Genomic DNA, 18,079 nt, shown 5'->3' with positions numbered 1-18,079 from the left:
TTAAAAATTTACCTCCATATTTTGATACATGGGCATGAGCATTGCCGCATAAAGTAAAACGATAATCAGAGCCACAAAGATAAAAACCAGTGGTTGCACTAAGTTCATGGTGCGGTTGACTCGTGTAAAAAAGGCCTCCCAAGTTTTTTCAGCATAAATTTCCAACTCACTACCCAGCTTAGACTTGACTTCCCCATACTCGATGATAAGACTCAACTCCTTCTTAAAGAAAGGATAGGTTCCTATAGTCTGAGAAAATTCCTGACCATTTTGTAGGGCTTGAGCCAAATCTCGACCGATTTCTTTAAAGAGTTGGGAACCTTGTTCCTGCATGATCTGAAAAATCTGCGTCAGCTCCATCCCCTGCGAAATCATATTCCCCCACTCACGCGCATAATAGGCTGTCAAATAGGTCTGCACAAAGTTTCCAAGAAGGGGAAGGCGTGCTAAGATAGAAAAGACGCGCATCTTAGAACTTCTTTTATAAAAAGTGAGTGCTAAAAGGGCAAGTACGGAAACAAAACCTACCATTCCTAGAAAAATTTGTGGCAGATTACCAATAATCTGAGTGGCGATATTACTACTATCCAGTTGTGGTAGTAGGTAGTTCCGTAGTCCCAGCATGATTAAGAGAAGAAAACCCAGCAAAATCAAAGGATAGGTCGCTACTTCAATTAACTTTTTCTTGACCTTGGCCAGATTGTCTAGATACTCTTCTATCTTTTTCAAACTCAGGTGGAGATTTCCATGGACTTCCGCTAGGGATAACTGAGTGACAATGGCACTTGAAAATCCCAAACTTTCCATCATTTCTGAGAATGATTTCCCCTGAGACAAGCCCGTGCGCATCTGGGTCACACACTGCTTGTCCAATAAGGCACTCCTATCTAAAAAGGAGATGGTCTCTACTAGATGAAAACCGCTGGAAAAGAGATTGTTAAACAGGGTGATGATATTTTTTTGCTTAGCTGTAGCTAATTTTTTCCGTTTCAGCCTGAAGACTTGTGATATGTCCATCTTTAAGAAGCTGGTCAATCTGTTTATTCCAGCTAGTTGGCTGGTGTTCTTGATAGTCTTTGTTTGCAAAGTCAACAATTCCTCCTCCCCCAATTAATCTCTGGTAACAGACGCCTTGCAGAACAACTGCCAATTCCTCCTCACTTACACCCAACTCCAGCAGGCGCTCATAAACACCTCGAATACTCTTGGCGTGAATGGTTGAAAAGACTGTCGCCCCTGTCAAACTAGCTCTAACCACTGCACGCGCCGTTTCGCTGTCACGAATTTCTCCGATAATCAAGAGATCTGGTCGATGACGTAGGGAAAGTTTGATGAGATTTTCATAGGTTAGTCCAATCGCCTCATTCAACTGCAACTGGAGCATGTTGTCCTGCTTGATTTCGACAGGATCTTCGATAGACATGACTTGCTGTCCCTTAAAGAGGGACTTGGCCAATTCGTGCATCAGGGTTGTCTTGCCACTTCCGACTGGACCAGCAAAAAGATAGAGACCACGTTGCCTGTACTGATTGCCCAGTTCTTCGATATCCTGAAACCAAAAATGCAAATCCTGCTCCTCATCATGCAACAAGCGAATCACTAAACTCTCATGCCCTCGATAATCGCCAACGGTGGACAAACGTAGGGACGCCATCTTATCATCATAGACATAATCACAGGAACCAAGTTGGATACGTCGCTTTTCTCCAACATTCATACCCGCCACAAACTTAAAGTGACTGATAACGGCCGCAAACTTTTCAAAATCATAACAACCGATTTTACAGCGCTCGTCTCCTACCCTCATATGAAGCTCATAGGCGTCTAACTTAGGAACAAAATAAATATCCTGCGCCCCTTTTTTCCGAGCCGAACGAATGATTTCTTGTGCAATTTCTTGAACCATACTTACCTCCTCACCTATACTATTCGCAAAGATTTGGGAAAATAAAAAAAGCAACTCCAAAAAAGTTACTTTTTCTCTATTTTAATTTCATACGGCAAGAACGGTGCCTTTCCTGACCAGTTTGTTTTTCATAGCCTGGACGTAATTTTTCATCTGGGATAACCTGCTCATCCTGTAAAAGAGCCAAAGAATGGTATTGTTGTAAATATTCATCACATTCATCACACCAGCGTTGGTCTTCTGGATCCCAAAAAATGGTCATCAAGTCACTTCTACTTTTATAAAGAGGGGATTCTTGTTCCAATCTAAACCAGCAAGTTTTATAGTATTTGAGAGCATCATAATACTGGTCAAATTTCTTACTTGCTACAATATCTTCTTCCCAACCTTCTAAGAACCACCACGGTTCAAAATCTCCGTACATTTCTATAACACGATACATATTCATTCATTCCTTTGTACCGTATATTATAACCAATTCCGCCAGACAAGGAAAGAAATATGCTCATTTCTTAATTTTTTGATAAAAAATCCAGCCATCTGATGGATGACTGAATTTCTATTTGCTTGTATTCCAAAATCTTTTTACTACCTAGACTTCTGAGATATCGTTTTCGATAATGACTTTGATTGCATGGTGGTCTGCTGCTTTACTGAAAACTTCATAAGCTTTTTCAATTTCACTGAGTTTGAAATAATGAGTTACCAATTTTTCTGGTTCAATCTTATGACTTTCAAGTGCTTTCAACAATTGTGGAGTTGTATTTGTAGATACCAAACCAGTTGTTACATTGATGTTGCGAATCCAAAGTTTATCTAAATCGAATTCAACTGGTTTACCATGTACACCACAGTTAGCAACTGTTCCGTCTACACCGATAATCTTTTGACAGAAATCAAATGTTGCAGGAATACCAACAGCTTCGATAGCAACATCTACACCACGACCATCTGTCAAATCATAAATTTCTTTAATCGCTTTTTCAGGGTCTGAAGAATTAACCTTATGAGTCGCACCAAATGATAGGGCAGTTTCCAAGCGGTTATCGTCTAAATCCACCATAATCAATTTAGCTGGTGAATAGAATTGGGCTGTCAAAAGAGCAGCCAATCCAACAGGTCCTGAACCAATAATGGCTACACTACAACCAGGTTCTACTTTCCCTTTCAAGACACCAATTTCATACCCAGTAGGCAGAATGTCTGATAGCATAACCAAGGCTTCATCTGACAAGTCTTCTGGAGTGTGGTAAAGAGTGTTATCTGCATGAGGGACACGTAGATACTCAGCCTGCATACCATCAATCAGGTGACCGAAAATCCAGCCCCCTTCGTCTTCACAGTGGGCATAAATTCCTTTTTTACAGTAGTAGCATTTACCACAGGCACAGACACAAGAAATCAAGACCTTATCGCCTTTTTTGAAGTTCGAAACTCCTTCCCCAACTTCTTCAACAATCCCAATCCCTTCGTGACCAAGAATGGTACCACTTTGGCAAGCAGGAACATCCCCTTTGATAATATGGAGGTCTGTTCCACAAATAGTGGTTTTTACGATACGCACAATAGCGTCTGTTGGCTTGCGAATCACTGGTTTGTCAACGTCAACAAAAGAAGCAAGTCCTGGTTTAACATAAGTATAGGCTTTCATAAAGCATTCCTCCGTTTTTTATTTGTACTATTTATAATACAATTGTAAGCCTTTTCGTTTGCTTCTTCAAGTTTTTTTGTGATTTTTTTAACTTTTTTATTTACCGGTAAAGTACTATAGATAAAAAAGCAGAAGCTAGTCTCTAGCTTCTGCTTTCCCTCTTATGCTTGATAACGTTTCACGCCATCTAGGTAGGTTGCTACCAATTCTAAATCTTTATCTAGTACGATAAAGTCCGCGTCATAGCCTTCACGGATTTGTCCACAAACATCATCAATGTGAACAGATTTTGCTGGGTTGAAGCTGGCCATCATAACTGCTTCGTGTGGAGAGGCAATGTTCCAGTCGACAACATTTTTCAAACCGTCTTTGAGTTTGAGAATAGAACCTGCCAAATTGCCTGTCGATTTGAGGCGTGCAGTTCCATTTGCAACGACAACTGGGAATTCTCCCAACATATAGTCACCGTCTTCCAATCCACCAGCTGTCATACAGTCTGTGATAAGGGCAATATTTTCAGTTCCTTTTTGTTTGATAAGAATTTCGCAGGCTTTTGGATCTACGTGATGGCCGTCACAGATCAACTCTGCATAGGTATGTGGCAATTGGTACATGGCTCCAACCATACCCAGTTCGCGGTGAGTTAACCCACGCATGCCATTGTAGGCGTGTACCCAAACACTCGCTCCAGCATCGACTGCTTTTTTAGCTTCATCAAAAGTCGCGTTTGAGTGCCCAAGAGCAACCGTCACACCTTCGCCCGTAACCGTACGAACAAAGTCTTCTACACCTTCACGTTCTGGCGCAAGGGCAATTTTATTTAGCAGACCATTTGCTGCTTTTTGCCAAGCACGAAACTCATCCATACGAGGGTCTTTCATGTAGGCAGGGTTTTGAGCTCCCTTGTATTTCTCTGTGAAATAAGGCCCTTCGAAATAGATTCCACGAATCTTGGCTCCACTTGCTTCCTGGTAACGAGCACCAATATTTTCTGTTACCGCAAGCAATTGCTCATAAGATGATGTCAAAGTGGTTGGCAAGAAGCTCGTTACCCCCATGCTGAGGAGTCCTTCACTCATGGTATGAAGGGTTCCTTCGATATTATTATCCATAACATCCACACCGCCAAATCCATGAATGTGGGTATCTACAAGTCCTGGAGCAATGCTGTAGCCTGTATAGTCAATCACCTCAGCGCCTTCAGGAATCTGCGCGACATGTTTTCCAAACTTGCCGTCCACAAGTTCCAAGTAACCTCCACGACGAACTCCGTGTGGGTAGAAAAATTGATCCGCTTTAATATAGTTAGGCATAATGTTAACCTCCTTAAAAGATTGATTCTACAATTTATTATGTCAATTACATTATAAACCTTTCTTTTTTATTTGTAAATGGTATAGACCTATTTTCTAGAGATATTTTAAAAGAGCTGGATTTCTCCAACTCTTCTCTTTTTAATACAAGTTATTTTGATTTGACCGGCTTGTCTTGAGCTGTTTGCAAGGCTGCAGCAATGGTATCTGCATACAATTTAGCTCCTGCTTCAATCTTACTATTGTCACTTCCAAAATGGACTTGGTCTGTTCCAGTCCAGATCTCTGGATGCTCTTTAGCAACTTGATTCCAATCTGCTATCGTGATGTAAGGAGTCTTCTCTGCCAATTCTCTCATATAGGCAGCCGCCTTCTCAACGATTGCATAGGTCTCTTTTGTCTTATCTCCTTCATAAGGAGTCACCAAAACCATATGGTGCCCCTTAGGAAGATTTTTCACGATACTATCCCAATCTTCCTTGTAATTTTCAGGATTATTTACCCCAGTTGCAATAACCACCATCTTTGGTAGAAATTTATTCTGGCTATTGTTGAGCATGATTTCGTTGGCAGTCTTGGTTGTTCTGCTGACCTGCGCGTTAATCTGTGCTCCAGGAAGGGCTGTCTGCAAAGCTGTATTAGCTCTTAGTGCTACCGAATCACCAATTAACATAGTGCCATCAGCAATTCCCAAACTATCAGCTTCTGCTCGTTCTGCCATCAACTTGGTCTGGCCAATATTTGTTTCAGCTTGCTTCAAACCATTGACAGTCAAATCTGTCTCAAAAGCTCCCACTTGTGGTGCCATCAAAGTCACTAAGAAGACAATAAATGCCAAGATTCCTGTACTTGCTGCAAGGATTGTGTGAATATGAGGCAGGGGACGGAGGGTTTGTATAATAGGTGTGTCCTTTCCTGCAATCCAAGGTTCCAATACATAGAATGAAAGACTGGCGAATCCATAAGAAAAAATCAAAGTTAATAACACAGCAAGAAGATTTGATGTCAACTGTGAGAAAATAATGTAGAAAGGCCAATGGAAAAGATAAACCGCATAGCTAGTATCCGCTAAAAAGCTGATAATCTTTGGCTCCTGCACGTTAGGAGTCTTTTCATGTAAGACACGCGCCGCCAGAATCATAGCAATGGCTGCAAGACTGGCAAGCAAGAAGCCCATAAGATAGGCAAAGAGATAGGTAAATTTGACAAAGAAGGTCAAAATGAGTAAGAAGCCAAAACCTCCTCCAAAAACTAAAAGGGTCTTGCGTAAATCCCAGATTTTATCCAATTGCTTAACTAGGGAAGTCGTCTGACGAACGCCTACGATAGTTGCTAACACACTTCCCAAAAAGAATGGATAGACATGAGTTAAACTGGAGAAGTAAACAGAGGAATAAGAAGTTACTAGAAAACTACCAATAAACATAGAGAAGAAGCTGATCAAGAAGGCAGCAGCAGACAAGAGAAAGACCATCCCCTTCAACTGACCATTTGATTTAGCCTGTTTGGATAAGAACCAAACTGCCAATCCCCAAAGAATATAGTAGTGAACCTCAACGGCCAAGCTCCAATTATGAACAAACAAATGTGGAATGAACTGAGATTCATAACTCCCACCTGTTAGGAGCTCATAGAAGTTGGTCATGAAGCCTAAAACACCCGCAATCTGACCCCCAATTCCAGCCACATAATCTTGGCGAACTAGAAAGGTAAAGGGCATGGTCACCAAGACCATCAAAACCACAGGTGGCACGATACGATAAAAGCGTCTCCTAAAAAATCCAACCAAATCAATTTCATGACTTTTAGAAAATTCTTCGATAAGTAGAGCTGTAATCAGGAAACCTGAAAATGTAAAAAAGACATCTACCCCGAAAAATCCTCCAGGAAAGATCGTCTGAAAGAAATGATACAAGAGTACCAAAAGTAAACCTGTAATCCTAATCAAGGAAAACCATTTAATACGCATACGAGTTTATTCTCCCTTTCATTATACACTTTATTCTATCAAAAAAAGAAGAAAAATCCCAAGAGAAAACTTAGGATTTTTAGCTTATATCTATTCCAGTTTAAAAATTACGGCCTGATTTATTATAGCCATATTTTTCAATAAAATACTCACGGAATTCCAAGAGATTGTCATCCATGATGGCTTGTCGCACTTGCTTCATCAGGTTAAGCAAGAAGTAAAGATTGTGGTAGCTAGTCAAGCGGATACCAAAGGTTTCATCAGCCTTGAGCAGGTGACGAAGATAAGCGCGTGTATAGTTCTTACATGTGTAGCAATCACACTCAGGATCCAGTGGCGTAAAGTCCTCAGCAAACTGAGCATTTTTTACAACCAAACGACCTTGACTGGTCATACAAGTCCCATTACGAGCGATACGAGTCGGCAAGACACAATCAAACATATCCACCCCACGAATCACCCCATCAATCAAGCTATCTGGCGCTCCCACACCCATCAGATAACGAGGTTTATTTTCAGGAAGCAGTTGGGTTGTGAAGTCCAAGACAGCATTCATCTCTTCGTGGGTTTCTCCCACTGCCAAACCACCGATAGAGTAGCCTGGGAAGTCCATGCTGACAAGGTCATGAGCTGATTGGCGACGCAGGTCTTCAAATCCTGCCCCTTGCACAATTCCAAATAATCCTTGGTCATGCGGGCGACGATGAGCCTTCAAACCACGCTCAGCCCAACGACTGGTACGCTCGATTGATTTCTTCACGTAGTCATAAGGCTGATAAAACTGGGGACATTCGTCAAAAGACATCATGATGTCTGAGCCTAGATTATTCTGAATAGAGATAGCTTTTTCTGGCGATAGGAACATCTTAGAACCATTGAGATGGTTTTTAAAGGTTACCCCTTCTTCTGTGATATTGCGACTATCTGCTAAGGAATAAACCTGGAAACCACCACTATCCGTCAAAATTGGCTGATCCCAATTCATGAACTTATGAAGTCCACCTGCGCGTGCGATGAGTTCATCTCCTGGACGAAGCCAGAGATGATAAGTGTTTGACAGGATAATTCCCGAACCCATCTCCTTCAATTCTTCAGGCGACTGAGTTTTGACAGTGGCTTGTGTCCCAACCGGCATAAACATAGGTGTTGGAAAGGTACCGTGGGGAGTGATGATTTCTCCCAGACGAGCTCCCGTGTGTTTTTCTTTCTTAATCAAACGATATTTGATTGGTGAATCTGACATTTTTTACCTCCGAAGCTGGGAAAGACAGTCCCAGTTCATACTTTGTGCCCAAGGGCATACTGTATGATTTTATCAAAAAAAGTAGGAACTGTCACGAACTATGGTATAATGAGAGAATGAAATACCGAAAAATTGATTTAAAAACTGTTCGTCTGCAAGCTAGACAATTTCAGGCTGAAAATCCCCGCCTCTTTCTCGTCTATCTCTTACCTAGCATGCTGGTCATCTTGTCTGGCTTCCTCAATCCCTTAGAGCGCATCAACGAGAGTGTTTTAGAACAACCCTTTTTAAGCGTGTTTGGTCATGTATTCCAAGCCTACCTTTTTCCTCTATTAGTCTCCTTTATCGGAACAATACTTCTAACCAGTTCAGTCTATACAACACTGAAACTCATCAAGAATCCTGATACAGAACTATCCGTCAAAAATAGTCTCACTCTATTTAAAGAAGAGCACTTTTCACAAACCTTTTTGACTCTTCTCCTCAAACGTTTCTATCTCTTCTTATGGAGTATTCCTAGTTTGCTTGGAATTTACTTTCTTTTTTACAGTAGCTTTCTAGCAAAGAAATTCGTAGTTCTTCATCCTGAGTTTCCCAATCTGGATCTCACGTCAATTGAAACTGAGCGTTTCCTCATGACCTTTGGTCTTTACTTTCTAGCAAGTATCCTCTTGATGATTGTCGGAAATAGTCTCTATATCCCACAATACTATGCCTATTCGCAGGTAGAATTTCTCCTCTGTGATACCCTAGACTTAGGACAAGCTAAACCAGGACAAATCCTAAAAACCAGCCGTTTCCTGATGAAAGGCTACAAATTTCAGCGCTTTATTCTAGACCTACAACTCCTTCCTTGGTACTTCCTCAATTGGATTACTTTTGGAATTGCTAGTTTCTCACTCCTACCCTACATTCAAATCAATAAAATAATTTTCTACCGGGCAGTACTGGCTCGAAAACGTCCAAAAGCTTGAAGGTTTCCCCTCAAGCTTTTTTCTATCAATGAGTTTCTCCGCCTACCAACTTGAGATCCTGATCTCCATGTTCTATAATAGCCCCGATTGCTGCTTCTATCCCTCGCCTAATATCCACTAAACTCATAGCTGGAGTGGTCGGTCGATTCACCACCTGTTCCATCATATAAGGAATATGCATAAAACCTGCCTTAACATGGGGAAATTTCTTTTCTACCAAATAGAGGGCCTGATACATCAAATGATTGCAGACAAAAGTCCCTGCTGTATTAGAAACAGAGGCCGGCAATCCCTCTTTTTTTATAGCTTGAACCATCGCTTTAATCGGCAAACTACTAAAGTAAGCCGGAGCACCATCTGGACGAATGGGAAGGTCAATCGGCTGATTACCTTCGTTATCAGGAATGCGTGCATCGTCTTGATTTATAGCCACTCGCTCAGGTGTCAAGCTGGTTCTTCCACCTGCTTGGCCGATACAAAGGACAAAGTCCGGTTGATAACGACTCATTTCTTCTTCCAATACTTGGGCCGATTTGTGAAAGACTGTTGGCACTTCTAGCCAACGGACCTCAGCACCATGGATTTCAGCTGGTAAACCTTTAATGGCCTCCAAAGCTGGATTAACCTTTTCCCCTCCAAAGGGCTCAAAACCTGTCACTAATACTTTCATTTCTAACTCCTTACAACCAATTCCATGAAACTATTTTCTTAAAAACAAGTATAACATATTTCCCTTATTCTGGAGTGAAAAGGACTAGAGAGGATCAGACCGGCATTAAAGTTTATTTAAAGAGAAAAATACTAATCAAGGCCAAAATAGCTGGTCCACCTTGCTTCAAAATAATTTTCTTATCTGCTGTGAGAGAGCCATAAGCCGCAGCACCAATCACAAATAAAACAAAAATAGTCACAATTTCTAAATTCTGTGAGAAATAAATCCCATACAAGAGAAAGACTCCTACAGAGCATTATAAATCCCTTGATTTTTAAACAATGAACTTACTGACGGACGAGCCAGTTCTTCCTTGTCCATGTTAAAGACACGACTAGTCGCATCTGATTGCGTTGCAATACTTTCCAAATAAAAAATGTAAAAATGCTCCAAAGCAACAATCGTTGCTAAAATGATTGTAATAATTGACATCTATTTCTCCTTAAATTTCTATATTTTCAATACCCAAAACCAATTTATTTAATAAACGGCTGAGTTCTGTTTTTTCAGATTCTGTTAAGATACTTTCCATCTCTTCCTTAACCTTGATATGCTTCAGAGGAGGATTCACCACTAACTGCTCCTTGGCATACTTCGTAGCCTCTACCAATACTTCCCGCTGATTTTCAGGATTACGATGACGCTCCACCAAACCTTCCTTTTCTAAAATTTTAAAATGCCTTGTCAAAGCAGCCTGATCAATCTTCAAATTTCCATTCATATTGATACTCAATGAAAATCAAAGAGCAAACTAGGAAGCTAGCCGCAGGCTATACTTGAGTACGGCAAGGCGAAGCTGACGTGGTTTGAAGAGACTTTCGAAGAGTATGACAAAGAAAAACGAACGAGACTTACTTCCAATCATGAAAGCTAGATCTCATTCGTCAAAATGATATTACCAAGTCTGGTTTATCCATTCATTGAAACGTGAACGTGATCATAGTGATTTTCTGTCACGCTACCACGGTCTGGCATTGGGTTCCAAGTATTAGCTGGCCCATATTTGCTATCGAATGGAGCATAGAAACGTTGTTTCCAAATAATGTAACTAATTCCACGGCTGGCCATGTTTTGAATAGCGTATTCCGCAATCTTATCCCCTAGTTCTGAACTTTCTGGTACCATAAAGTCGATAGCCAAACCTTTTCCGTGATCTCCACTGTCTCCTGGACGGTAACCACTAAAGGATGTGATGCCAAACAAGTTGGCGATTTCTTCTTTAAAGGCAGCTGTTTGTGGTTGAAGGCCAGCATTTTCAGATTTCGCTACTACCAGTCCAGCGTAATCGGGCGCAGCTGGAGCCGCGTAAGTTGTTGAAACTGTTTTCGCCTCTTCTGGTTGATAAGTAGAAACTGCTGCTGTAGCTTCACTTGATGATGCTACTTCTTTTGCTTCTTCTGAACTTGTTGCAGTTGTTTCAGGTGCTTTTTCTTCTACTGGTATTGTGGTTGCTTCCACTGCTGATTCAGTTTGAGTGCTTGCTTGTGTTTCATCTTTCTCAGCTGGAGTCGTTGCCTGAGGAGCTGCTTCTGCAACTGCACTACTTGTTTCGGCTGTTTGCTCCTCTGGGACAGAAGTTTCTGTAGATGGTGCCACTTTTTCTGCAGTAGCAACTTTCTCTGCAACTTCTGAACTTGATGCCACTTCTTTTGTTCTTGTAGTTTCTACCGCTTTTGGAGCTTCTGCAATCGGTTGAGAAAGGTCTGCAACCTGAACAGTTTGATCATCAACCGTCACTTGATTGGTTGTCAAATCTGCTGTCGCAGTTGTCACTTCTTCACTAGAGTCTGCTTGAGGAGTTTGGATTTCAACTTCTGTTACTTCTTCAGCTTCATTGACAGTCGTTGTCAAAACAGTTTCTGGGAAAATCAAGTCCATATTAGTGATTTTATTCAAATTCGCAAGAACTGTGACATCTACACCCAAGGCTTCTGCAATAGTGCTCAGGGTATCACCATATTGAACGGTATAACTAGTTTTGTTGTCCGTTTTAGTCAAATCATTTTGAATTTGCTCAACACTACGTGCAGTCCAAAGAACTTCTTCTGCTTGAGTTGCCAATACTGGGGCAAATGATAGAGCTACCGTTGAGGCTAATAATATTCTTTTCTTCATTCTTTCAAATTCCTTTCAAATGAGTACCTGTCTATCATAACACAAAAAAAGAAGAAAAAAAGCCCTCTCGGGCCTATTTAATAGAACTGTCTATTCCTTGTAACAAACTCAGTTACTTGAAATAGTTTGTTAGGTCTCTGTCACAAAACTGACACAATCTTTTTATTGCTCAGCCTCAAAAAAACGGGAAATATCTGCTAACGCTTGAATCCTGTGATTTCCTTCATAAGTCGACTCTAAAAAGTTGATACTTTGAATCCCACTATTCTGGGCAAATTCCACATCCAGAGTCCGATCCCCTATATAATAGGTCTTCTCAGAATCCAACTGATACTTGTCTAACAGATAGGTAGCCGCTTCTGGACTTGGCTTCCGCACAAAACCACTCTGACTGGTTAAAATCTCTGTAAAATAAGATTCCAAACCCAAATCTCTGAGAATGGTAAGAGCATTGTCTCCCTTATGAGTGTAAACAAACTGCTGAATTCCTGATGCCTCTGCCCAAGCTAGCACATCACGCGCACCTGGCATCAAAACTACCTGAGCATTCTTCTCAGCCAAACTCTGGGCACGCACCTGATTTAGCATTTCCACATCCAGCTTTCTCTCTTCTGCCACCTGCACAAGTAAATCCTGCACAGAAAACTTGAGAATAAACTCCCTCACCTGCTCCTTATCATAAGGAATAGAAAACTGAGCAAAAGTTTCCTCAATTCCTGATAAAATCGCTTCGTAAGAATCCAATAAAGTCCCATCTAAATCCCAAATAAAAGCTGTTTTTTGCATTTCCTATCCTTTCAAGCTCATATAACGCTGGTAACGGTAACGTAGAAATAACCAACGAAAACCATTATCCAAAAGGGTTCCGGCCCAAATACCGGGCAAGCCCCAACCAAGCACAATCCCCATCAGATATCCTGTTCCAATGCGGATACACCACATTCCTATACTTGTCGCATAAAAGGGAAGCCGAGCATTGCCCAAACCCTGCCAGACTGCTGTATAGATGACTGTTCCTATCGTCATAGGAGTACCAAGTAGTGAAAAAAGTGTCACTAGCACACTAGCCTCCACCGCTAGAGAATCAGTCGTATAGAGATGAGTTAGTGGTATACCCAAGGCATAGACACTAAGCGTCAAGGGCAACATGAGAAGCAGAGAAAGCCAAAAGGTTTGCTTGCTCAAATTAGCTACTCTTTCCCAATTATCCTCTCCAACTGCTCGAGCTACCAGCATGACCGTTGCAGTAGCGACGCCAAAGGCAGGCATATAGTTAAACTGGGTCAAGACTTCTCCGACTGCATTTCCAGCCACCGCCTCCGTTCCAAAAGAAACAACCAAGGCAATGATCACGACATCTCCAGCCCTCATCATGAGCCTCTCTCCAGCTGCTGGCAACGCTAAGGTCAATAGTTCCTTATCTAAACCAAAAGTCGGTTTCTCAAAAGGCAACTTTAATTGCGACCATAAAATCACAAGACCTACCAAACGAGACAGAATTGTCCCCCAAGCAACACCAGCTATCCCCATATCCAGAACAAAAATAGCTAGACTTGAAAAAAGAATATTCAAGGCATTGGATAAAAAACTAACATAGAGAGGCAGACGTGGATTATGCGTTGCACGAATCAAGGCTCCCAGACTAGTCATTAAACCTAAGAGAACAATCGATCCGCCTACCAAAGATAGGTAGAGTCCACCACTCTCAGCTACATCTCTCTCCGTCCCCAAAAGTCCTATCATCTCTTTCCCAGCGAAGATGGACAAAAATCCTAAAAGGAAACTTAATAGTAAGGTAATCTTCAATGCCTCAGTCACATGATAGGCTAGCATAGATTGATCCTTCTGCCCCAAATTTTTTGAAATAACACTGGAAATAGCAGCTCCCAGAGCGATGAAAATCGCCTGATAAATCGTGATAATATTGCCAGCTACTGATACACCCGAAATAGCTATCAAGCCCAAGTGGGCTACCAAGTAACTATCCACCATCCCCATGAGCATCTGCAAAAAGTTTTCGCCCATAGCTGGCAAGGCAATATTAAGAATGTCTTTATTTTTCTTAAACAATCCTTCCTCCTGATGAAAAGAAACTCAGTTGGTTTCCCAACCGAGTTTACTCCCTCTGTCTTAAAGTCCTAGATAAGCCTCAACCGCTGCTTGCATATCAGCAGCTGCCACTGTTGTCTTGTGACGAACAGGAGCTGTTTCAAGCCCGTCAACTGCTGGTGGCACTGCAACTCCTGAAATATCATGTAATTGAGCCAAGGCTTCAAAGTCAGTCAAGCCTACTTTACCTGTTACAGCTTCTACTGCAACCACTGGGAACTTGTATGGACTCGCTGTTGAAGCAATCACTGTCTTAGTCACATCGCCAGTAGCCGCTTGGTATTTCTTATAAACTGCCGAGGCAACCGCCGTATGTGGATCCTCGATATAAGAATCTGCCTCATAAATACGCTTGATTTCTGCTGCCGTTTCTTCCTCAGTCGCATATTCAGCTGCAAAGAGGTCAAGAATCTCTGTATCAAAATTAGTCAACTCATATTGACCTTGGCTATTCAAAGCATTCATGAGTTCAGCTGTCTTAACCGCATCATTACCCAAAAGATGGAAAATCAAACGCTCCAAGTTTGAAGATACCAAGATATCCATAGATGGGCTAGTTGTCACCTTAAACTCACGTTTCTTATCGTAAACACGTGTCTTGAAGAAGTCTGTCAAAACATTGTTGTCATTTGAAGCACAGATCAATTTACCAACTGGAAGACCGATTTGTTTAGCATAAAAGGCAGCCAAGATATTTCCAAAGTTTCCTGTTGGTACTGTGAAGTTGACCTTATCACCAGCCACAATCTCACCAGTCTTGACCAAGTGAGCGTAAGCATAAACATAATAAACAATTTGTGGTACCAAACGGCCAATGTTCATAGAGTTAGCTGACGAAAATTGCAACTTGTTTGCCGCTAATTTTTCACGAAGAGCCACATCGTTAAACATATGCTTCACATTTGTTTGGGCATCATCAAAGTTACCATCAATAGCGATAACATGAGTATTATCGCCAGTCTGAGTGGTCATTTGCAACTCTTGAACCTTGCTGACACCATCCTTTGGATAAAAGACGATAATCTCAGTTCCAGGCACATCCGCAAACCCTGCCATAGCAGCTTTCCCCGTGTCACCAGATGTCGCTGTTAAGATGACAATCTTGTTCTCCAAACCATGCTTCTTAGCAGCTGTTGTCATAAAGTATGGCAAAATAGACAAGGCCATATCCTTAAAAGCAATTGTTGAACCATGGAAAAGTTCCAAGTTGTATTGTCCGTCTAATTTCACTAATGGCGCGATAGCTGGAGTATCAAATTTGCTATCGTAAGCATTGTTGATACAGTAGTCCAACTCCTCAGCTGTAAAGTCATCTAAAAATGCTGACAAAACTAACTTAGCAACTTCCTGATAAGAAGCATCTTTTAATTTGTCAAAGTCCAAATCTACCTTTGGATAAGTAACCGGTGTAAATAAACCACCATCCGTCGCCAAACCTTGCAAAATAGCTTGACTAGCAGTTACTGTATTTTTCGCATCACGCGTTGATTGATAAACTAATGTCATTACTCTCTATCCTTTATCTATAGTCTCTACCATTATATCATGATTTTTCAGAAAATTCTCCCTTTATAAGAGAAATTATAGTCCCAATTCTTCTTTCAAAGGCTGTAAGTAGGTCATTTCTTGCTTATTTCTCATCTCCAGTCCTTCCTCAGCTAGCTGGAGTAAGTCTTTTGAAAACTCTATTATCGCGGTTTCTTCCTCATCTGTAAGCTTCTTCTTAGAAAATTGTCTCCTTAAAAACTTATAATCTCTCCCAAATTCTTTAAAGAAAGGTGCTGTATCTAAGTAAGCTTCTAACTTATCTAAATTAACCAACAATCCTAAGTGAAAAGCTGCTGAAGCGAAGGTGCTCTCTAGAGGTTGAGTACACACACTACGAAACTCAACTGTTCCGCGAGTCGTTAAGTCTTGGTACTGATAACTACGATGGGTTTCAAAATCCTTCTCTTGAGGATAAATAATAATCTCATCCCCATTAAGTGCATATGCTTGAATTTCAGGTGTAGGCAAATAGTCCCTTGCCTGAATCGGATAAAAATAATAGGTTTGTTCATCACGTTCCGCAGTAAAAATTGCAGAATGATCTAGATAATCAAAAAAATCATCCTCATCTTTAAAGAGCCTAGCATTGACTCCGACATTTTCTGGATAGATACCATGCATCGATTCTTCCCAGAAAATATCCCTTGCAATTTTCGTATCCCAATCCTCACCTGAAAACTCAGAATTGGCAAATAAATACGCCTTAGCCGCTTCAATTTGGGTAAAAGCATTAATCACCCATAAGTAGTTAGACTTTGAAACATCCAGCTGAATCTGACTCCCACAGATAAAAGCACCATATTCAGGGAAATGATGTAAGTCTGATTCAGTCACATTTCTGCTCAAACTCAAATAGTCCATCAACATCTGATAGCGTGGATAAGCCACTGGACAATTCTCATTTTTATCCCAGTTGGGATGAATACCACAGCCAACAATAGCATGATTTGATTCAGCTAACTTCTTCTGGATTGCTTCCATATAAATACTAAAACGTTCTTCAACCTCTTGTATCGTTTCAGCCTTACCAAATGCAAACTCAATCGTTGTATAAGAAACTTCAAATAAAATAGCATCCTGACTTATCGGATCTACTAACTGAATAGGGTTTCCAAAATCATCAACCTTTTCTACAGTTAAATCAAAATAAGAAACTAAATATCGGAATAAGTACTTGATAAGTTCAATATCTGTAGCATCCCCTTCCAAGTTTACAACGGGATATTCCAGCTCAATCCCGATAAACAATTCAGGATTTTCTTTAATATTTTTCAAATACCGATGTTTTAATAAATCGATAGAACGAGACATACTTCCCTACACTTTCATAATCTAAATAACATTTGAATAACTATTATTATAACAAAAATAATATAAAAAAGGAACGAAGATTAACTACGTTCCTAACGCTATACTATACCGGCGGCCGGGGTCGAACCGGCACGTCCTTGCGGACACTGGATTTTGAGTCCAGCGCGTCTGCCAATTCCGCCACGCCGGCAAATAGTAACTGGGGTAGCTGGATTCGAACCAACGCATGAGGGAGTCAAAGTCCCTTGCCTTACCGCTTGGCTATACCCCAATAATATAAAATAGGCGAGTGATGGGGATCGAACCCACGCATGCCAGAGCCACAATCTGGTGTGTTAACCACTTCACCACACCCGCCATAATTCTATTAACACGGGCAGTAGGAATTGAACCCACACTGAAGGTTTTGGAGACCTTAGTTCTACCTTTAAACTATGCCCGTAAAATGGAAGGGGAGGGATTCGAACCCCCGAACCCGAAGGAGCGGATTTACAGTCCGCCGCGTTTAGCCTCTTCGCTACCCTTCCAAAACATATAAATGGCGCGAGACGGAATCGAACCGCCGACACATGGAGCTTCAATCCATTGCTCTACCAACTGAGCTACCGAGCCTTATTGCGGGAGCAGGATTTGAACCTACGACCTTCGGGTTATGAGCCCGACGAGCTACCGAGCTGCTCCATCCCGCGTTAATAGAAAAGGAGGATGTGGGATTCGAACCCACGCACGCTTTTACACGCCTGACGGTTTTCAAGACCGTTCCCTTCAGCCGGACTTGGGTAATCCTCCAAAATAGTCCGTACGGGATTCGAACCCGTGTTACCGCCGTGAAAAGGCGGTGTCTTAACCCCTTGACCAACGGACCAAACTTTATGGGCACGAGTGGACTCGAACCACCGACCTCACGCTTATCAGGCGTGCGCTCTAACCACCTGAGCTACGCGCCCAAGTTAAAAAACTTGGTAATTGAACAAAGTTCAAAGCGGGTGACGAGAATCGAACTCGCGACAACAGCTTGGAAGGCTGTAGTTTTACCACTAAACTACACCCGCTTAAATGGGAGTTAACGGGATCGAACCGCTGACCCTCTGCTTGTAAGGCAGATGCTCTCCCAGCTGAGCTAAACTCCCTAGAGCTAAGCGACTTCCATATCTCACAGGGGGCAACCCCCAACTACTTCCGGCGTTCTAGGGCTTAACTTCTGTGTTCGGCATGGGTACAGGTGTAT

General features: G+C 41.6%; 14 protein-coding genes, 12 tRNA genes, 1 rRNA gene and 2 pseudogenes. 1 reads left to right on the top strand and 28 read right to left on the bottom strand.

Annotated elements, in window-relative coordinates:
* The 7 genes from comGB to tgt all read right to left on the bottom strand — a co-directional run bounded on the left by comGB (position 1) and on the right by tgt (position 8,082).
* Complete coding sequence (comGB, locus tag B7699_RS00400) at positions 1 to 1,017, bottom strand: competence type IV pilus assembly protein ComGB (protein WP_084926816.1); 1,017 nt, start codon at positions 1,015 to 1,017, stop codon at positions 1 to 3.
* Positions 965 to 1,906: a competence type IV pilus ATPase ComGA gene (gene comGA / locus B7699_RS00395; protein ID WP_084926815.1), complete on the bottom strand. Its 942-nt coding sequence runs from the start codon at positions 1,904 to 1,906 to the stop codon at positions 965 to 967. The genes comGB and comGA overlap by 53 nt, the downstream gene beginning before the upstream one ends.
* Before the next feature lie 76 nt (positions 1,907 to 1,982).
* Entirely contained in the window at positions 1,983 to 2,348 is a 366-nt protein-coding gene (locus tag B7699_RS00390; protein WP_000286409.1) for a DUF1033 family protein, read from the bottom strand.
* Between the two features lie 150 nt (positions 2,349 to 2,498).
* Positions 2,499 to 3,557 (bottom strand): zinc-dependent alcohol dehydrogenase family protein, encoded by a 1,059-nt coding sequence (locus B7699_RS00385; RefSeq protein ID WP_033688031.1) that lies wholly within the window; start codon positions 3,555 to 3,557, stop codon positions 2,499 to 2,501.
* A 161-nt stretch (positions 3,558 to 3,718) separates the two neighbouring features.
* Complete coding sequence (gene nagA, locus B7699_RS00380; RefSeq protein ID WP_084926814.1) at positions 3,719 to 4,870, bottom strand: N-acetylglucosamine-6-phosphate deacetylase; 1,152 nt, start codon at positions 4,868 to 4,870, stop codon at positions 3,719 to 3,721.
* 151 nt (positions 4,871 to 5,021) lie between these two features.
* Entirely contained in the window at positions 5,022 to 6,839 is a 1,818-nt protein-coding gene (locus B7699_RS00375) for an acyltransferase family protein (RefSeq protein ID WP_084926813.1), read from the bottom strand.
* Positions 6,840 to 6,939: 100 nt separating this feature from the next.
* Positions 6,940 to 8,082, bottom strand: a complete 1,143-nt coding sequence (gene tgt, locus B7699_RS00370) for a tRNA guanosine(34) transglycosylase Tgt (RefSeq protein WP_020903627.1) — start codon at positions 8,080 to 8,082, stop codon at positions 6,940 to 6,942.
* 116 nt (positions 8,083 to 8,198) lie between these two features.
* Between tgt and B7699_RS00365 the strand changes: the two genes are divergently transcribed.
* A complete protein-coding gene (locus tag B7699_RS00365) occupies positions 8,199 to 9,056 on the top strand; it encodes a DUF975 family protein (protein ID WP_020903679.1) in 858 nt (285 codons plus the stop codon).
* Between the two features lie 25 nt (positions 9,057 to 9,081).
* On the opposite strand, the gene pcp is transcribed toward B7699_RS00365, so the two are convergent.
* The 21 genes and pseudogenes from pcp to rrf all read right to left on the bottom strand — a co-directional run.
* Positions 9,082 to 9,726, bottom strand: a complete 645-nt coding sequence (pcp, locus tag B7699_RS00360) for a pyroglutamyl-peptidase I (protein ID WP_000866923.1) — start codon at positions 9,724 to 9,726, stop codon at positions 9,082 to 9,084.
* Positions 9,727 to 9,838: 112 nt separating this feature from the next.
* Positions 9,839 to 10,200: pseudogene (locus B7699_RS00355) on the bottom strand (DUF1304 domain-containing protein).
* Between the two features lie 10 nt (positions 10,201 to 10,210).
* Positions 10,211 to 10,477, bottom strand: a pseudogene (locus tag B7699_RS00350) (MarR family winged helix-turn-helix transcriptional regulator); the annotation flags it as partial.
* A gap of 200 nt (positions 10,478 to 10,677) precedes the next feature.
* The gene (locus B7699_RS00345) at positions 10,678 to 11,883 is read right to left on the bottom strand and encodes a LysM peptidoglycan-binding domain-containing protein (RefSeq protein ID WP_084926811.1); all 1,206 of its coding nucleotides are present in this window, start codon (positions 11,881 to 11,883) and stop codon (positions 10,678 to 10,680) included.
* Positions 11,884 to 12,045: 162 nt separating this feature from the next.
* Positions 12,046 to 12,669, bottom strand: a complete 624-nt coding sequence (locus B7699_RS00340) for an HAD family hydrolase (RefSeq protein WP_084926810.1) — start codon at positions 12,667 to 12,669, stop codon at positions 12,046 to 12,048.
* A gap of 3 nt (positions 12,670 to 12,672) precedes the next feature.
* The gene (locus B7699_RS00335; RefSeq protein ID WP_020903673.1) at positions 12,673 to 13,953 is read right to left on the bottom strand and encodes an MATE family efflux transporter; all 1,281 of its coding nucleotides are present in this window, start codon (positions 13,951 to 13,953) and stop codon (positions 12,673 to 12,675) included.
* Between the two features lie 60 nt (positions 13,954 to 14,013).
* Entirely contained in the window at positions 14,014 to 15,498 is a 1,485-nt protein-coding gene (thrC, locus tag B7699_RS00330; protein WP_049499202.1) for a threonine synthase, read from the bottom strand.
* Positions 15,499 to 15,573: 75 nt separating this feature from the next.
* The gene (locus tag B7699_RS00325; protein ID WP_049499200.1) at positions 15,574 to 16,851 is read right to left on the bottom strand and encodes a glutamate-cysteine ligase family protein; all 1,278 of its coding nucleotides are present in this window, start codon (positions 16,849 to 16,851) and stop codon (positions 15,574 to 15,576) included.
* A gap of 106 nt (positions 16,852 to 16,957) precedes the next feature.
* Positions 16,958 to 17,041 (bottom strand) — tRNA-Leu (locus B7699_RS00320).
* 9 nt (positions 17,042 to 17,050) lie between these two features.
* A tRNA-Gln gene (locus B7699_RS00315) sits at positions 17,051 to 17,122 on the bottom strand.
* Between the two features lie 13 nt (positions 17,123 to 17,135).
* A tRNA-His gene (locus B7699_RS00310) sits at positions 17,136 to 17,208 on the bottom strand.
* Between the two features lie 14 nt (positions 17,209 to 17,222).
* Positions 17,223 to 17,293, bottom strand: a tRNA-Trp gene (locus B7699_RS00305).
* 4 nt (positions 17,294 to 17,297) lie between these two features.
* A tRNA-Tyr gene (locus B7699_RS00300) sits at positions 17,298 to 17,378 on the bottom strand.
* Between the two features lie 12 nt (positions 17,379 to 17,390).
* Positions 17,391 to 17,463 (bottom strand) — tRNA-Phe (locus tag B7699_RS00295).
* 3 nt (positions 17,464 to 17,466) lie between these two features.
* A tRNA-Met gene (locus B7699_RS00290) sits at positions 17,467 to 17,540 on the bottom strand.
* 10 nt (positions 17,541 to 17,550) lie between these two features.
* Positions 17,551 to 17,640, bottom strand: a tRNA-Ser gene (locus B7699_RS00285).
* Positions 17,641 to 17,644: 4 nt separating this feature from the next.
* Positions 17,645 to 17,716, bottom strand: a tRNA-Glu gene (locus B7699_RS00280).
* Between the two features lie 8 nt (positions 17,717 to 17,724).
* Positions 17,725 to 17,798, bottom strand: a tRNA-Ile gene (locus B7699_RS00275).
* 34 nt (positions 17,799 to 17,832) lie between these two features.
* Positions 17,833 to 17,903: transfer RNA gene (locus B7699_RS00270), tRNA-Gly, on the bottom strand.
* 5 nt (positions 17,904 to 17,908) lie between these two features.
* Positions 17,909 to 17,981: transfer RNA gene (locus B7699_RS00265), tRNA-Val, on the bottom strand.
* A 4-nt stretch (positions 17,982 to 17,985) separates the two neighbouring features.
* Positions 17,986 to 18,079 (bottom strand): 5S ribosomal RNA (gene rrf / locus B7699_RS00260); the annotation flags it as partial.

Origin of the sequence: Streptococcus mitis (genome assembly GCF_002096835.1) — a bacterium.
GTDB classification, from domain to species: domain Bacteria; phylum Bacillota; class Bacilli; order Lactobacillales; family Streptococcaceae; genus Streptococcus; species Streptococcus mitis_W.
The sequence above is the reverse complement of the archived record's forward strand: the minus strand, read 5'-3'. Positions and strand labels throughout refer to the sequence as shown.

Coding starts and splice junctions, on each gene's coding strand:
- comGB (WP_084926816.1), bottom strand. CDS start 1,017: ATGGACATATCACAAGTCTTCAGGCTGAAACGGAAAAAATTAGCTACA.
- comGA (WP_084926815.1), bottom strand. CDS start 1,906: ATGGTTCAAGAAATTGCACAAGAAATCATTCGTTCGGCTCGGAAAAAA.
- B7699_RS00390 (WP_000286409.1), bottom strand. CDS start 2,348: ATGTATCGTGTTATAGAAATGTACGGAGATTTTGAACCGTGGTGGTTC.
- B7699_RS00385 (WP_033688031.1), bottom strand. CDS start 3,557: ATGAAAGCCTATACTTATGTTAAACCAGGACTTGCTTCTTTTGTTGAC.
- nagA (WP_084926814.1), bottom strand. CDS start 4,870: ATGCCTAACTATATTAAAGCGGATCAATTTTTCTACCCACACGGAGTT.
- B7699_RS00375 (WP_084926813.1), bottom strand. CDS start 6,839: ATGCGTATTAAATGGTTTTCCTTGATTAGGATTACAGGTTTACTTTTG.
- tgt (WP_020903627.1), bottom strand. CDS start 8,082: ATGTCAGATTCACCAATCAAATATCGTTTGATTAAGAAAGAAAAACAC.
- B7699_RS00365 (WP_020903679.1), top strand. CDS start 8,199: ATGAAATACCGAAAAATTGATTTAAAAACTGTTCGTCTGCAAGCTAGA.
- pcp (WP_000866923.1), bottom strand. CDS start 9,726: ATGAAAGTATTAGTGACAGGTTTTGAGCCCTTTGGAGGGGAAAAGGTT.
- B7699_RS00345 (WP_084926811.1), bottom strand. CDS start 11,883: ATGAAGAAAAGAATATTATTAGCCTCAACGGTAGCTCTATCATTTGCC.
- B7699_RS00340 (WP_084926810.1), bottom strand. CDS start 12,669: ATGCAAAAAACAGCTTTTATTTGGGATTTAGATGGGACTTTATTGGAT.
- thrC (WP_049499202.1), bottom strand. CDS start 15,498: ATGACATTAGTTTATCAATCAACGCGTGATGCGAAAAATACAGTAACT.
- B7699_RS00325 (WP_049499200.1), bottom strand. CDS start 16,851: ATGTCTCGTTCTATCGATTTATTAAAACATCGGTATTTGAAAAATATT.